This is a genomic window from Polynucleobacter necessarius, assembly GCF_900095175.1.
Classification (GTDB): Bacteria; Pseudomonadota; Gammaproteobacteria; order Burkholderiales; family Burkholderiaceae; genus Polynucleobacter; species Polynucleobacter necessarius_I.
Window position 1 is genome coordinate 124,187 of sequence record NZ_LT606946.1, and the last position, 15,080, is coordinate 139,266.

The following is a 15,080-nucleotide window of genomic DNA, read 5'->3' on the forward strand; positions in this document are numbered from 1 at the left end:
TAAACCGCATGGTTAAGAGCGATGCCCTACAGGTTCACTTGAAGTCGCTTAATTCAGCCACTTCATTAAAGCCCTTGTACATATTTAGTGGTGATGAGCCTCTCCTTATGATGGAGGCGATGGATCAATTACGCGCCACGGCTAAAAAAATGGGTTACACCGATCGTGAAGTTTTATTACAAGAGCGTGGCTTTGATTGGAGTGCTTTATTGAGTGCTGGCCAAACTATGTCTTTGTTCGGAGACAAGCGCTGGGTGGAGTTGCGCATCCCAACCGGCAAACCTGGCCGTGATGGTGCTGATGTGCTTAAGCAGTTCTCTGCCCAAATCGAGTCTCAGCCGGTTGGACCCGATGGGCCGGATACGATTTTTTGCATCATCCTGCCTAAATTGGATGGCAAGACTAAAACCTCTGCTTGGTTTACTGCTTTGGATGAAGCGGGTATGGCGATTCAGTTGGATTCCTTGGATCGCAGTCAATTGCCGCAATGGATTGCAGGCCGACTCAAGAAGCAGGGTCAAGAAGTGCAGCCAGGCCCAGAGGGGCAGCGTGCTTTAGTCTTCATTGCGGAGCAGGTAGAGGGCAATCTGATTGCCGCTCACCAAGAAATTCAGAAGCTGGGTTTATTGCATCCCACGGGAGTCCTTACCGAGGATCAAATTCGGTCAGCAATCCTGAAGGTGGCTCGTTATAACGTCTTTGAATTAACTGAAGCGATGTTGGCCGGCGATCTACCTCGTTTGAATCGCATGTTAGATGGTCTCAAGGGTGAGGGTGAACCTTTGGTCTTGATTCTGTGGAGCGTAACTGAAGAGCTTCGGATACTATCGAAACTGAAGGCAGCAAGCGATGCTGGTGAGTCTGTGCAGAATTTGATGCGCGCTAACCGGATCTGGGGCAATAAAGAGCGTTTATATCCTATGGCTCTAAAACGGGTGCAGCCTTTAAAGTTGCGCAGAGCGATGCAGGTGGCTGCAGGTTTAGATCATCAGGCCAAAGGATTGCATGCAGCGGAATTACCAGCAGATCCTTGGGATGGCTTGCGTTTAGTAGGCAATCTATTGCGCTAGATAAAACAATATTAATTTTGACATAGTAAATATATGAGTAATTCAAAAAATACCACTCAGCAAATGATGCAAGATATTGGCCGACGTGCTCGTCAGGCATCACGCGCAATGGCGCGGGCATCCAGCGAACAGAAAAATAAAGCCCTATTGCATATCGCCAAGTTGGTTCGTGAGCGCGCTGAAGAAATTCAGCGAGTCAATGCACTTGATGTTGCTAGAGCAAAAGCCAATGGTCAAGATGCTGCCTTTATCGATCGCCTCACTATGACCCCCAAGACGATTGAGTCTATGGCACTGGGTTTAGAGCAAATTGTTTCTCTGGAAGACCCGATTGGCAAAATAACACCATTGCAAAAACAGGCCTCTGGTATTGAACTCGGTCAGATGCGTGTGCCACTTGGTGTGATCGGCATTATTTATGAGTCCCGTCCAAATGTGACAATTGATGCTGCAGCACTATGTCTTAAGTCTGGTAACGCCGTCATTTTGCGCGGTGGTTCGGAAGCAATTGATTCGAATGCTTTGTTGGCACAGCTGATTCAAGAAGGTTTGGATGCCGCTAATTTACCTATGGATGCAGTGCAAGTTGTGACAACCACAGATCGTGCCGCTGTCGGTGAAATGATCACCATGACTGAATACATTGATGTGATCGTGCCGCGCGGTGGCAAGAGTTTAATTGCCCGCTTGATGGCAGAAGCACGCGTGCCGATGATTAAGCATTTGGATGGAATTTGTCATACCTATATTGACGCTGATGCAGATATCGCGATGGCGATCAAAGTTTGCGATAACGCCAAGACCCAGCGCTATGCCCCTTGTAATGCAATGGAAACACTCTTGGTCAACAAAACCATTGCACCTCAAGTCTTGCCAGCGCTCTGTAAGATTTACCAAGATAAGGGTGTGGAGTTGCGCGTTGATGACCAAACCCGAAATACGCTTGAGGCTGCGGGCTTTAAAGGCTTGGTGAATGCCACTGAAGAAGATTGGCAAACAGAATATTTAGCACCGATTTTGTCGATTAAGACGGTTGCCGATATGGATGAGGCAATGAGGCATATTGAGCAATATGGCAGTAAACATACTGACGCCATCATTACTAACAATCAAGTGCAAGCGAATCGTTTTTTGCGTGAGGTTGATAGTGCCAGCGTGATGGTCAATGCCAGTACGCGTTTTGCCGATGGCTTTGAGTACGGTCTAGGCGCAGAGATTGGCATTTCCAATGACAAATTACATGCGCGTGGCCCTGTAGGTTTAGATGGTTTGACCTCACTCAAATACATCGTCATGGGTCATGGCGAAATTCGTACTTAAATGCGTACTTAATCAATCCCGATTAAAGAACGATAAAAAATACCTAACGGAGACTATTCATCATGGGTAATGCATATTTATGGACTAAGACACTTCACATTGTTTTGATTGCCTCTTGGTTCGCGGGCCTGTTTTATCTCCCGCGTATTTTTGTGAACCTAGCGGATGAGAAAAATCCTGAAGTCTATGTACGTCTTCTCGGCATGGCTGATCGCCTCTTTCGTTTTATGACCATTTTGGCGGTACCTGCAGTCTTATTGGGTCTGACGCTTTGGCTGCATTTCAAGATTGGCGCTGGTGACGTTTGGATGTATGCCAAATTTTTCTTTGTCATCTTGGTTATTGGCTATCACCATGCATGCTGGAGCCTACTCAAAAAGTTCCGCAATGGTGTTAATACCCGCTCTGGAGTTTGGTATCGCTGGTTTAATGAAGTGCCAGTAATTTTGCTATTGATTGTGACTGCCTTAGTCGTGATCAAGCCTTAATGCTGACACCTCAACAATTATTCAATTGTTCTGATGATTTTTTACTTCACCCTTTTTAGATTGCTAGCCTCATGAGATTTTTTGTTGTTTGTCCAGGCGGACTGGAAGTGCCTCTTGCACAAGAGCTAGCAAGCATTGCGCAGCGCCCTGACTGCAAGGCTTTGGGTGCTTGGGTGATTGATCCAACGCCAACGAGTCCAACGGGTGGAGTAGGCTTGGCAGCCCCTATCTCTGCAGCGATGGCATTGAACTTGCATTCACGGATTGCAAGTCGAGTCTTGCTGCAAATGGCGGAATTGCCATACCATCAGGAAGAAGATTTATATAAGCTGGCCAGTGGCTTGGCTTGGGAGGAGTGGTTTTCTTCTAAGCAAACTTTGCGGGTGGATGTGACTGCTCATCGCTCCCCACTTAAGAGTCTGAATTTTGCAACCTTAAAGATTAAGGATGCGATTGTGGATCGCTTGCGTGATGTGACTGGCGACCGCCCTAGCATTGATACCGCATTTTCGGATGTGCGTGTGCAGGTCCATCTAACGGCCACTCATGCCACGATCTATTTGGATGCTTCTGGCGAGGCCTTATTTAAACGCGGCTGGCGTGATGAAAAAGGTGGCGCCCCTTTAAAAGAAAATCTTGCAGCAGGTATTCTGTCAATTACTGGCTGGAAACCCTCCCAAACCTTATTTGATCCGATGTGCGGTAGCGGTACCTTTTTGATTGAGGCTGCGCAAATGGCTTTGGCTATTCCGCCGGGAGCGATTCGGGCGGGAATGTATGGCGATGATGCAAAGCCTAGTCGCTTGGCTTATCGTCCATTAGTGACTTCGGCTCATGGCTTTGGCTTTCAACGACTCAAGCCTTTTAACGAGGCTGCTGAGCAAAAACGCTGGGGCTCTCTGAAAGATGCTGCACATGCTGAAATGATGGAAAAGCGTAAGCAGTTCCCGGATTCAGAATCTTTAGGCATTAGCGGTGGCGATATTAATGAGCGCCTAGTAGCAATGTTTAAGGGTAATTGGCAGCGTGCTCAGTTACCAGGTCCGCCAGTCACTCGTCAGATTGATGCCTTGGCTAGCAAACCACCATCGAATGTTAAAGAGGGTGTCATGCTCTTGAATCCGCCTTATGGTGAGCGCTTAGTAATTAAAGGTGGGCGAGGTCAGGATCGTGCCGCAGGCGCTGATATGGAGCGTGACTCCTATGAGCAAGCTGAAGAGCCAGAAGATCGCTACGCCTTTAATTTGGAAACAGGGCGTCAGAGTGCTAAACGTTCTAGCCGCGAATCTCTTAAAAAGTTACAAGCTCAAGAAGAGCAAGATCCAAAATTTGTCGAGTTCTTAAGACAGTTCGGCCAACATCTAAAGGATGCTTTTGGTGGTTGGAATGTCTTTGTACTCACAGCGGATATGGCCTTGCCTGGACAGTTGCGCATTAAGGAATCAAAACGCACCCCTTTATTTAACGGCCCGTTGGAGTGCAGGCTGTTTAAGTTTGAGATGCATCAAAAACGCGATGCTGCAGCGGATTTAAAATATCAAATATCTACAAGGAAGACGGCGATGGAATTTAAAACATACATGTGTTTAATTTGCGGTTGGGTTTACGACGAAGCTGCTGGCCTACCGGAAGAGGGTATTGCACCAGGAACGCTTTGGAAAGATGTGCCCATGAACTGGACTTGTCCTGAGTGTGGTGCACGCAAAGAAGATTTTGAAATGATGGCGATCTAATCGCCTTAAATGAATTAATTACTAAAAATACTTTAGCGAAAGCAGGGCGGCATCTTGGGACAAAACGACATCTTATTTGAGCGGGCGCAAAACACTATTCCAGGCGGGGTGAACTCGCCAGTACGCGCCTTTCGTCAGGTGGGCGGTACTCCACGTTTTGTTGCTAAAGCCAAAGGCCCTTATTTCTGGGATGCTGAAGGTACACGTTACATTGATTTAATTATGTCTTGGGGCCCCATGATTGCAGGCCATGCGAATCCAGAAGTGGTTGAAGCAGTCAAGCAGGCTGCTGAAACTAGCTTTAGCTACGGCGCCCCTACCGAAGGTGAAATCGAATTAGCAGAGCGCATCTGCCAGCTGGTTCCTAGTATTGAGCAAGTGCGTATGGTCTCAAGTGGGACTGAAGCAACCATGAGTGCCTTGCGTCTTGCGCGTGGTTACACAGGTCGTGATCTCATCATTAAGTTTGAGGGTTGTTATCACGGACATGCAGATAGTTTGTTGGTGAAGGCGGGCTCCGGTCTTCTGACCTTTGCCGACTCGACTCAAAATGCACCGTCATCTGGTGGCGTACCCCATGATCTCGTGAAACATACCTTGGTGTTGCCTTATAACGATGTGGCAGCACTGAAGGAAGTGTTTCAGAAGCAGGGTGATCAGATTGCTGCCGTCATTATTGAGCCGATTGCTGGCAATATGAACCTCATTAAGCCCTCAGCTGAATTTTTATCAACCCTTCGCCAGCTTACAAGTCAGCATGGCAGCGTATTAATCTACGACGAAGTAATGACTGGCTTCAGAGTTGCATTGGGTGGCGCCCAATCCCTTCAAGGCATTACTCCTGACCTCACCTGTCTTGGCAAGGTCATGGGTGGCGGTATGCCGATGGCTGCCTTTGGCGGTAAAAAAGAAATCATGTCTAGGCTAGCTCCGCTGGGCAATGTATATCAGGCAGGCACCTTGTCAGGCAACCCAGTAGCCGTAGCTGCAGGCTTAAAGACCTTGGAGATTATTTCTAGAGAAGGTTTCTATGAGTGTCTGACTGGCCAAACCGAAAAGCTCATGGCAAGTTTAAAGCTCGCTGCTGATGAAGCAGGTGTGCCATTTTCGGTGGATAGTGTTGGCGGCATGTTCGGCTTTTACTTTGCCAATGAAGCCCCAACTTCTTTTGAGGCAGTAACTAAAACTGATATCGAAGCGTTTAAGAAATTCTTCCACTTGATGCTGGATCAAGGTGTTTACCTTGCACCATCCGCTTATGAGGCTGGATTTACCTCTATTGCTCATGACAATACTGTGCTTGATGAGATCATCGCCGCAGCAAAGACTGCATTTAAGAAGTTATAAGAGAATTTCTTAGCAAAGTGTTGCTAACAAGCATTACATGCTGAGTGGGTGGTCATAGCCATCCACTTGAATAATCTCTAGCGCTTTTTTGGCTTTACCCGAATCAGGTATTTCCATAGCTGTGAGTTTTCCACCCCAGACGCAGCCTGTATCTAGCCCGATGACATTCTCGTGTCGGAGCAGTCCTAGAGTGGACCAGTGTCCGAAGTAAATGAGGGAGTCTTGCGTTTTTCTTTTGGGAGTTTTGAACCAGGGGATATAACCTTTGGGACCATTCTCAAAACCTTCTTTACTTTCGAATTCCATTGTGCCGGCGGGGGTACAAAAACGAATACGGGTTAGTGCATTGGTAATGACGCGCAAACGATCATATCCTTTGAGTGAGTTGCTCCACTTACTGGGAGTATTGCCATACATATTTGCCAAAAAATCTTTATAGGATTTCTTGCGAAGCGCATTTTCTACTTCTTGCGCACACTCAATAGTTTGCTGTAAATCCCACTGAGGTAGAACCCCTGCATGAACTGTTAAAACTTTTCCATTGCTGAAGGCCATCGGTCGATGACGTAACCAATGAATCAATTCTGCTCTATCAGGTGCATTTAAAATGGGCTGAACGGTATCAAGCCCCTTCGTTTTTCGGATGCCAGCATCTACTGCAAGCAAATGCAGATCATGATTCCCGAGAATGCACTCAATACGTTTTTCTTCTTGCAGTTGCTTTAGATGGCGCAAGGTTCCTAAAGAGTCTGGGCCGCGGTTGACGAGGTCTCCCAAAAAAATCATCTTTGACTGAGTCGGGAGTTTTTTGACGAGCGCCTTTAACGAGGGGGCACACCCTTGAATATCACCGACGGCATAGATTTTGCTCATACTCTATCTTAAAGCGGAACGAACTAAGGCTCGTGATTAAGTTGCGGAATCCTCAGAAGTCACTTTTTTGACTACGCTATAGCGCACCAAAGTCTTTTTGCGCGCTTCATCATGATTGACGACTGGTAGGGGGTAGTCACGACCCAGCAGAATGCCGGCAGCTTCAAGTTCAATATGACCGGCTTCCCAAGGTGCATGAATAGACTTCTTAGAGAGCTTGTCCAGTTGAGGTAAGTAGCGACGGATAAATTTTCCCTCGGGATCAAATTTCTGGGATTGGGTGATCGGATTAAAGATGCGGAAGTAGGGTTGCGCATCACATCCTGAAGAAGAGGCCCATTGCCATCCACCATTGTTGGAAGATAGCTCAAAGTCATTGAGGTGTTTTGCGAAATACATTTCACCCCAGCGCCAATCAATGCCTAGATCCTTGGTGAGGAAACTGGCCACCACCATCCGTAGACGGTTATGCATATACCCGCTTTGATTAAGTTGGCACATAGCGGCATCCACTAGTGGGTAACCAGTTTTTCCATCGCACCAAGCTTTGAATAACTTCTTGGCGATAGCACCGCTTTCCCATTGAATATTGTCATAATCAGGTTTGAACGCTGCACCTTCAGCAAGCCGAGGATGATTAGCCAGAATCATGAAATAAAAATCACGCCAGATCAACTCGCTTAACCAGATCGTTGCACCCATACTGCCTGCTAGCATGCGACGATGTGCCTCGCGTACTAAGCCCCTTATGGATAGCATGCCAAAGCGGAGATGTGTGGATAGATAGCTCACCCCTTTAATGGCTGGGAAGTCTCGACCGATTTGGTATTGATCAATGCGGTGCAGAAAATCCTCTAAGAAACTTTGACCACCTTCAGATCCTGGTGGCAGATAGGCCTCAATACCTGTGGGGCTAAAGCCCATAGACTCTAGTGAAGGTAAAGTGGCCTCCAGAATCTTTGGGATAACTGCGAACTGTCTCTTTTTAGGGGTGCAGTCATACGCCGCAATATCTTTTTCTTGCAAAGTCTTAAGCCAATTATTTTTGTATGGCGTGAAGATGGAGAAAGCCGTATTGGAGTTAGTAAGAATTTCTTTTTTCTCAAAAATCACTTGATCTTTAAAAGTATCAAATTCAATACCAAGTTTTTCTAGTGATTTGGCAACAGAGTCATCGCGGGAAATTGCCGATGGCTCATAGTCATGATTGGTATAAACGGAGTTGACACCCAATGTCTCTGCAATCTTCGGAATGCACGTGGTGGGCTTGCCAAACTGAATAATGAGTCCGCCACCTTGTTTACGTAATTGCTCGTCGATTTGCTTCAGACCTTGCCATATAAAGTCTACGCGGCGATCATGTTTGAGGCCGCTGACATCGAGATCTTCGGACTTCAGTGGGTCCAGAATGTCAGTATCAAAGACAAATGCTAGCCAAACTTGGTCATTATTTTTTAGGGCGTGATGAAGGGCGGCGTTGTCATAGAGACGCAGGTCGCGACGGAGCCAAACGAGAGTTTTTTGCATAGCCCTATATTAGGGCTTATTGAGGAGCTTCGCTGGGCTTGCGAGTAATATCTTGCTTATTAATAGATTACTAATTTATGGATACTTTATTTTTCTTTTTTTCAAAACTAGTGCAGTTTTGCATTGAGCCCCTGAACTGGGTAATTGTTTTTGTAGTCCTCAGCTTGTTATTTCTGACCCTTAGAAAACCTCATCTATGCAAACGATTCTTGCTGTTTGCTTTGGCAGACTTGTTGTTAGTTGGATGGTTGCCTACTTCTGAGATCTTTTTAAGAGCTCTGGAAGATAGCGTTCCAAAGGTTCAGCTTGCTCAGATGTCGGAGCCAGACTTTGCTGGGATTATTATTTTGGGCGGCGCCATTGAAGGTGGCGAGATTGCAGTAGATCGTGGTGAGGTATCAATTTATTCCGCGGCTGAGCGAGTCACCAAGGCCTTTGAGCTCATTCGCAAGTTCCCCGATCTACCCTACATCTTTAGCGGCTTCTCTGGGCGTCTTTCTCCAAAGGGGATATCTGAAGCTGATGCCTTTAAGCAACTGGTGGCGGAGCAGGGCTTGCCAGACAAAAATGCCCATTATGAAAACCAATCCCGCAATACCTATGAAAATGTTATATTGATGAAGCACATGATCTTGGAGCTGGGTGCTGAGAGTGTCAAAGAAGCTGATGCAACCCCAAAACCATGGTTGCTGATTACTTCGGCGTCGCATATGTACCGATCAGTGAAGATTTTCCAAAAACAGGGGATTGAGGTAATTCCAGTGCCGGTCGATTACCAAACCGGCAACCGTTTGCGGTGGGGGAGGTTTGATTTGGAGGATGGCATGCAAAACTGGAATAAGCTGATGCATGAGGTGGTCGGTCTCTTGGCTTACTGGATCACTAGAAAGATCTAACTTAGGCGGGGGAATTCGGTAAAATAAACCCACATGAACATGGCTAAAAAAGCCCCTGTGGGGCACGCTGCAGTACCCACCCAGACCTCCCAAGCTTCTGCTGCTGGGTCTTCAATTGCTTATTCCGCTGATCATCTCGCAAACCAATTCCTGATTGCCATGCCTAGGATGGTTGATCCTAATTTTGCTGGTTCAGTCATCTATCTTTTTGAGCATACCGAGCGGGGTGCAATGGGCTTGGTGATCAATCGCCCTACTGAGCTGGATATGGGCGCCTTATTTGAAAAAATTGAGGTCAAGCTAGAGGCGCCAGTATCTGAACAACCGGTCTATTTTGGCGGTCCAGTGCAAATCGAGCGTGGTTTTGTCTTGCATGAACCCACCACAGAGGTGGCTTGCAGCTCCTCCTGAGCCGTTCCAGGTGGTTTGACCATGACAACGTCTAAGGATGTGCTTGAGGCTGTGGCAACAGGTTCTGGGCCTAGTAAATTCTTAATGACCTTGGGGTATGCAGGCTGGAGTGCTGGCCAGTTAGAGGAGGAAATCACCCTCAATGGCTGGATCAACGTGCCCCTATCCCAGCAGCAAATGATTGAGATCATTTTTAATACCCCGTCTAGCCAGCGCTACGAGCGGACGATGAGCCTTCTGGGCTTTGATCCCTCCCATCTATCAGGCGAGGCCGGGCATGCCTGAGGGTGTTGGGATGAATGCGGAGCTAACCATCATGGCTTTTGACTATGGGACGCGGCGAATTGGTATTGCTGTTGGCAATACTCTGACCAAGGTCGGTCAGCCTTTGAAGATCATTGCGGAGCCATCTGAGGATGTGCGATTTAGGGCTATTCAGGCCCTCATTACAGAGTGGCAACCAAACCAGTTGGTAGTGGGGCTGCCGTTCCACCCTGACGGTACTGAGCATGAGGTGAGTGTCAAGGCCCGCCGCTTTGGCAATCAGCTGCATGGACGCTTTCAGCTGCCAGTGGAGTGGGTGGATGAGCGCTATACCTCCGCTGTTTTAGAGGGTGATCCCGATATGCGAGACAATTTGGACGCCGAGTCTGCGGCCTTGATTTTGGAGCAGTATTTCCTTGAAAAGAATTGGATTGGTTGACATGAATGCAGAGCAGTCCTATCTGAAATTACTAGAGACTTTGAATCAGCGCAAAAAGGCTGGTGACTCATTTGAGTTGGCTGGTCTTGCAATGGGCGGAGCGTGGATTGCAGAGCGTTTAGCCGCCGATTTAAATCTTCCTCACTTTGGTGTAATTAACGTGGCGTTTCATCGGGATGACTATGCGGAGAAGGGTATGACAGCACTTCGTACTGCCAGCACGATGTCTACCCATCTTCCTTTTGAGGTCAATGGCGCAAATGTGATTTTGATTGATGATGTATTGCTTACTGGCCGCACAGTTCGTGCAGCGCTCAATGAGTTATTTGATTTTGGTAGACCTGCCCAAGTGGAGTTGATGGTTTTGGCAGATCGTGAGAATCGTGAGTTGCCAATCTCTGCTGACTTTGTGGGTGAGCAAGTGAGTGTTCCTGACAATCAAATTTTAGTTTTAGAAGAAGATGGCGCTGGCAAGTTCAGTTTCCAATTAGAAGAGCGCGCAGAATGATCGGAATTAACAACTCAATGATTACTCCAGTAAATCAATTTAATGCTGCTGGCGAATTGACACACTTGCTGACCTTGGAGGGTTTGCCAAAAGAACAGATCCTGCATATTTTGGATACTGCCCAGCAGTTCGTAAGCGTTACCGATCCTGCGAGAGAGGTTAAAAAAGTGCCACTATTGCGCGGCAAGAGCGTTTTCAGTTTGTTCTTTGAAAACTCTACTCGCACTCGTACCACTTTTGAAATTGCCGCTAAGCGTTTATCAGCTGATGTGATTAATTTGGATATCTCCACTTCATCTACCGCTAAAGGTGAAAGTCTTTTAAATACGATCGATAACTTAGTAGCAATGCAGGCAGATATTTTTGTAGTACGCCATAGCGTTTCTAGAGCACCTATTGAAATTGCTCAACACATTCCTGCGCACGTCCATGTGGTTAATGCCGGCGACGGTAGTCACCAGCATCCGACTCAAGGCTTGCTGGATATGTATACGATGCGCCACTTCAAGAAAGACTTTAGTGGTCTCAAGGTAGCAATTGTGGGCGACATTGTTCATAGTCGTGTAGCGAAATCTAATATCTGCGCTTTGAGAACTTTGGGTTGTACAGATATTCGTGCGATTGGCCCTGAGAGTCTTTTGCCAAGCGATTTGGATATGTTGGGAGTGAAGGTTTTCCACAGCATGGAAGAGGGGCTAAAGGGTGTTGATGTCGTGATGACCTTGCGTATTCAGAAGGAGCGCATGGAAGCGGGGCAAGTTCCTGAGGGCGATGCTTTCTTTAAACAGTATGGTTTAACCCCTGCACGATTAGCCTTAGCTAAACCTGATGCTATCGTGATGCACCCTGGCCCCATGAACCGCGGTGTAGAAATTGATTCTGCTGTAGCTGATGGCTCTCAGTCGGTCATCCTGAATCAAGTTACGTTTGGTATTGCTGTGCGCATGGCGGTGATGTCTATCGTTGCCGGTAACTAGTTAGATCGGATATAGCTCTTGAGCACTCAAAGTACCGTTCAGTTACCAGCAATAACCGACAAGAGGCGTTGGCTGATCTTGACCCATGCATTCAATATGGATGGGCGTGCTGCGAGTCTGACTATTACCGATAAGATTCCTTATCTACTAGAGGCTGGTGTCGAGCCAATTGTGTTTAGTGCGATTACCGGACTCAAAGATCAACGTTTCCCACACTACCAGTTCATTGCCTGGGGCCCAGCGGGATTCCGTTTTGATTTTCGACATTGGGTAGCAAATAAGTATGGTCGAGGTTTAATTTATAAATTCTCAACAAGAACAGTTTCACTATTGCTTTCACCCTTGATTGCAATTGAAAAGTTGTTGCTGGGTTACTCTAGCCAGTGGTCTTGGACATTACCTGCTTTTTTTCATGGATGGCGCTTAATTCGTGCTGGCAAAGTTGATGTTGTTCTCTCGGTGGGAAGTGCATGGTCTGCGCACCTAGCTGGAGTTTGGTTAAAAAAGGCAACGGGTATTGAATTGATTTCTGAGGTGCATGATCCTTTGGTAATCCGTAAGAATCCAGAAGATCAGGGTTTTGAAGAGCCTAAAAATCGTGATGCCCATTTTCGTCACTATTTGGAAAATCAACTTACTCGGTTTTCTGACAAGCTTTGGTGGTTTACCGATGGCGCTTTGCATTACGCTAAAGTGCGCAACCCAAATCTCAATACGCCCAATAATGCTCATGGTTTTGTAGTGACACCAGGCGCAGAGCCGCCTGGAAGTCTGGATGCCAATCAATCGCATCAATACACTGAGAAACTGAACTTGTGCCATTTTGGTTCTCTAGCGAATGATCGTTCGCTTTCAACGATTCTCAAAGCATTGGTACCATTGCTAAAAAAGTATCCAGAAGCGCGAGATCAGATTCGAGTGCATGCATACGGAGCACCGCTGGATTCACTTTCGATAGATGCTATCCAGCAGTTGGGTTTTGAAGATGTTTTACTGGCGCATGGGCGTTTAGAAAGAGATTCCGTTACTGGTAAATCTGGTCGGGAGCAGGTATCTGAAAAAATGCAAGCTGCTGATGTGTTGATCTTATTGCATGGTAATGATGAGTGGTGTGCTGAATATATCCCATCCAAGTTTTACGATTACCTTTGGACGGGGCGTCCGATTTGGGGGATTACTCACCGCAATCCACAGCTAGATAAGATGTTGCTTGATCGTGGGGCTTATCTCAGCCCACAATTAGATGCGGAGGCAATTGAACTGGCTCTAGAAAGAATTTGGCTGGACTGGAAGGGCAAGCAATTAATTCAGCCGACCTGGAATCCAATTGGGGTCGACCAAGCGGTAAATACTATCTTGACTCAAGTGCAAAATAGACCAAAATAAAGAACGGGAATTCATTTGAAAGACTTTGTCCTTTATTGCAAATCGTACTCCCGAGATTTTTTACGCCTCAAGAGACTTTTGGACTCAGTGAAGCAATATAACCTGGACCAAATACCATTCTATATTTCTACTCCGACTTCGGAAAAGGCGTTATTAGAGGAAGTGCTTGGTAAGGATTCATACCTATGGGTAGCAGATGAAGAAATCGTTGCTGCTAATCCTAGGGCTAGCTTTGATCAATATCGAGCTATGCTTGGAGGGCTATCTCAGCAAATCATTAAGTCAGAGTTCTGGCGCCTGGGTTTAGCTGAAAATTATCTATGTTTAGATTCGGATAGCAAATTTATTTGTGATTTCAGGCGATCCGATTTTGTCAGCAATGAAAATGTTCCTTATACCGTGCTGCATCAGAATAAGGAGTTATTCCAAATCGCCAGCAATCGCGGGCACCATAAAGTGGAGCGCGATCTCAAGATCGAGGCGGAGCGTGTACAGAAATTATTTGGTCGAGTTGGCCCTCATTTTTATTGTGCCCCAGCCCCATTTAATTGGTCTGCAAAAGTTTGGCAATCTCTAGACCAAGAATATCTGCAGCCCAAAGACATCAGCATTTGGGATCTCATCTCCATGGATCTTCCAGAGTCTTTGATATATGGAGAGGCACTCATGAAGTATCACGCCATTCCCTTAATTGCTGTGGAGCCTTTATTTAGAACCTATCACTATGACTGGCAGTACTTCTTAATGAAGCGCTTGGGTGAAACCGAGGCTAAATTAGTGCAAAATTATTTCGGGGTGATTTACCAATCAGCCTGGAATATGGATGGCCATCTCGGCCCCAGCAATAAATCATTACCTTCCCGTTGGTTGAGGCGTATCAAACGCTTTGGTCGATATTTGCAGAGTTACCTCTGATGACAAAATCACCGCTAGTCAGTGTGCTGATGCCTGCATTTAATGCAGAGCAGCATATTGCTCAGGCGATTGAGAGTATTTTGGGGCAAACCTATCCCCATTTTGAGTTGCTCATTCTGAATGATGGCTCTACGGATCAGACTCAGCAGGTCATCGAGCAATTTGACGATGCGCGGATTGTAAAAACGCATCTAGCGCAGAATCAAGGCCTGGTAAAAGCTCGCAACCAATTGGTTGCTGCAGCTCAGGGTGAGTACATTGCTTTTTTGGATGCTGACGATATTGCTTTCCCTAACCGTCTGCAGTTGCAAATTACTTTTTTGGAGTCACATAAAGCGGATATTTGTGGCGGAGCGCATTATTCTCTTTACGAGAGTAGCGGTAGGATGAAGTCATCAAAGCAGCGCTATTCAGACGCAGATATCCGCGCTTTAATTACCGTGTGTAGCCCTTTGTGCAATCCCGCTGTTATGGGTAAGGCGGAGGCATTCAAGAGGCATCCTTATCAGATTGGCAAGGACTACGCGGAAGATTACTCGCTTTGGGCGGAGCTGGCTTTAGCGGGATATCGCTTTGCTAATCTTTGTGACAATTTAATTACCTACCGAATTCATTCTAAGCAAACCAGTCAGGTTCAGAACTCTGAGACAAATAGAATTTTTAATGTCAGCAGAAGTGCTTACTTGGTCGGCCTGGGTATGGATGGTGAGCTTTTCCCTAAACCAATAGCATTGAGTAAAAGATTAAAGCAGGCAATTCCTTTTATGTTGCAATTGAATCAGAAGATTCCTGGTATTTCAGTGCTGGCGAATTATGAGATTTATGCGCGTTTTCAGTTTCGCGGTAATGGTTTGCTAACTCCGCTCACTAGGCTTGAGCGGCTTTTAGTTTCAGTGCTAGTTTCTCTTGGCGGTCGTTTCTAAGCG

The 15,080-nt window shown here is 46.5% G+C and carries 14 protein-coding genes and 1 pseudogene; 13 read left to right on the top strand and 2 right to left on the bottom strand.

Annotation, left to right across the window (positions count from 1 at the left end; translation table 11 throughout):
- The first annotated feature begins 8 nt into the window (after positions 1-8).
- From holA to hemL, 5 genes are all read left to right on the top strand, one after another.
- Positions 9-1,070, top strand: a complete 1,062-nt coding sequence (gene holA / locus DXE44_RS00645) for a DNA polymerase III subunit delta (protein WP_114651835.1) — start codon at positions 9-11, stop codon at positions 1,068-1,070.
- 33 nt (positions 1,071-1,103) lie between these two features.
- Complete coding sequence (locus DXE44_RS00650; RefSeq protein WP_114651836.1) at positions 1,104-2,390, top strand: glutamate-5-semialdehyde dehydrogenase; 1,287 nt, start codon at positions 1,104-1,106, stop codon at positions 2,388-2,390.
- 62 nt (positions 2,391-2,452) lie between these two features.
- Complete coding sequence (locus DXE44_RS00655; RefSeq protein ID WP_114651837.1) at positions 2,453-2,878, top strand: CopD family protein; 426 nt, start codon at positions 2,453-2,455, stop codon at positions 2,876-2,878.
- Between the two features lie 71 nt (positions 2,879-2,949).
- A complete protein-coding gene (locus DXE44_RS00660; RefSeq protein ID WP_162785823.1) occupies positions 2,950-4,611 on the top strand; it encodes a THUMP domain-containing protein in 1,662 nt (553 codons plus the stop codon).
- Positions 4,612-4,665: 54 nt separating this feature from the next.
- Positions 4,666-5,958, top strand: a complete 1,293-nt coding sequence (gene hemL / locus DXE44_RS00665; RefSeq protein WP_114651838.1) for a glutamate-1-semialdehyde 2,1-aminomutase — start codon at positions 4,666-4,668, stop codon at positions 5,956-5,958.
- A gap of 33 nt (positions 5,959-5,991) precedes the next feature.
- Here the strand turns inward: hemL and DXE44_RS00670 are convergent, their stop codons facing one another.
- Positions 5,992-6,831: a symmetrical bis(5'-nucleosyl)-tetraphosphatase gene (locus tag DXE44_RS00670; protein ID WP_114651839.1), complete on the bottom strand. Its 840-nt coding sequence runs from the start codon at positions 6,829-6,831 to the stop codon at positions 5,992-5,994.
- 36 nt (positions 6,832-6,867) lie between these two features.
- Positions 6,868-8,358: a cryptochrome/photolyase family protein gene (locus tag DXE44_RS00675; protein WP_114651840.1), complete on the bottom strand. Its 1,491-nt coding sequence runs from the start codon at positions 8,356-8,358 to the stop codon at positions 6,868-6,870.
- Between the two features lie 221 nt (positions 8,359-8,579).
- On the opposite strand from DXE44_RS00675, the gene DXE44_RS00680 reads away from it, so the two are divergent.
- The 8 genes and pseudogenes from DXE44_RS00680 to DXE44_RS00715 all read left to right on the top strand — a co-directional run bounded on the left by DXE44_RS00680 (position 8,580) and on the right by DXE44_RS00715 (position 15,077).
- Positions 8,580-9,254, top strand: a complete 675-nt coding sequence (locus tag DXE44_RS00680; protein ID WP_231970511.1) for a YdcF family protein — start codon at positions 8,580-8,582, stop codon at positions 9,252-9,254.
- Between the two features lie 114 nt (positions 9,255-9,368).
- Positions 9,369-9,950: pseudogene (locus DXE44_RS00685) on the top strand (YqgE/AlgH family protein).
- On the top strand, positions 9,943-10,368 hold the full coding sequence (ruvX, locus tag DXE44_RS00690) for a Holliday junction resolvase RuvX (RefSeq protein ID WP_114651842.1): 426 nt from the start codon (positions 9,943-9,945) through the stop codon (positions 10,366-10,368). Before DXE44_RS00685 ends, ruvX begins: the two are co-directional and overlap by 8 nt.
- A gap of 1 nt (position 10,369) precedes the next feature.
- The gene (gene pyrR / locus DXE44_RS00695) at positions 10,370-10,876 is read left to right on the top strand and encodes a bifunctional pyr operon transcriptional regulator/uracil phosphoribosyltransferase PyrR (protein ID WP_114651844.1); all 507 of its coding nucleotides are present in this window, start codon (positions 10,370-10,372) and stop codon (positions 10,874-10,876) included.
- 17 nt (positions 10,877-10,893) lie between these two features.
- Positions 10,894-11,853 (top strand): aspartate carbamoyltransferase catalytic subunit, encoded by a 960-nt coding sequence (locus tag DXE44_RS00700; RefSeq protein WP_114654288.1) that lies wholly within the window; start codon positions 10,894-10,896, stop codon positions 11,851-11,853.
- Positions 11,854-11,871: 18 nt separating this feature from the next.
- On the top strand, positions 11,872-13,239 hold the full coding sequence (locus DXE44_RS00705) for a glycosyltransferase family protein (RefSeq protein ID WP_231970512.1): 1,368 nt from the start codon (positions 11,872-11,874) through the stop codon (positions 13,237-13,239).
- 15 nt (positions 13,240-13,254) lie between these two features.
- Positions 13,255-14,154: a DUF6492 family protein gene (locus DXE44_RS00710; protein ID WP_114651846.1), complete on the top strand. Its 900-nt coding sequence runs from the start codon at positions 13,255-13,257 to the stop codon at positions 14,152-14,154.
- A complete protein-coding gene (locus tag DXE44_RS00715; RefSeq protein WP_114651848.1) occupies positions 14,154-15,077 on the top strand; it encodes a glycosyltransferase family 2 protein in 924 nt (307 codons plus the stop codon). The genes DXE44_RS00710 and DXE44_RS00715 overlap by 1 nt, the downstream gene beginning before the upstream one ends.
- Positions 15,078-15,080 lie beyond the last annotated feature (3 nt).

Bases quoted from the DNA above. Each gene is read 5' to 3' on its own strand.
- pyrR (WP_114651844.1), top strand. From the start codon at position 10,370: ATGAATGCAGAGCAGTCCTATCTGAAATTACTAGAGACTTTGAATCAG.
- DXE44_RS00700 (WP_114654288.1), top strand. From the start codon at position 10,894: ATGATTACTCCAGTAAATCAATTTAATGCTGCTGGCGAATTGACACAC.
- holA (WP_114651835.1), top strand. From the start codon at position 9: ATGGTTAAGAGCGATGCCCTACAGGTTCACTTGAAGTCGCTTAATTCA.
- DXE44_RS00660 (WP_162785823.1), top strand. From the start codon at position 2,950: ATGAGATTTTTTGTTGTTTGTCCAGGCGGACTGGAAGTGCCTCTTGCA.
- DXE44_RS00675 (WP_114651840.1), bottom strand. From the start codon at position 8,358: ATGCAAAAAACTCTCGTTTGGCTCCGTCGCGACCTGCGTCTCTATGAC.
- DXE44_RS00655 (WP_114651837.1), top strand. From the start codon at position 2,453: ATGGGTAATGCATATTTATGGACTAAGACACTTCACATTGTTTTGATT.
- DXE44_RS00670 (WP_114651839.1), bottom strand. From the start codon at position 6,831: ATGAGCAAAATCTATGCCGTCGGTGATATTCAAGGGTGTGCCCCCTCG.
- ruvX (WP_114651842.1), top strand. From the start codon at position 9,943: ATGCCTGAGGGTGTTGGGATGAATGCGGAGCTAACCATCATGGCTTTT.
- DXE44_RS00650 (WP_114651836.1), top strand. From the start codon at position 1,104: ATGAGTAATTCAAAAAATACCACTCAGCAAATGATGCAAGATATTGGC.
- DXE44_RS00715 (WP_114651848.1), top strand. From the start codon at position 14,154: ATGACAAAATCACCGCTAGTCAGTGTGCTGATGCCTGCATTTAATGCA.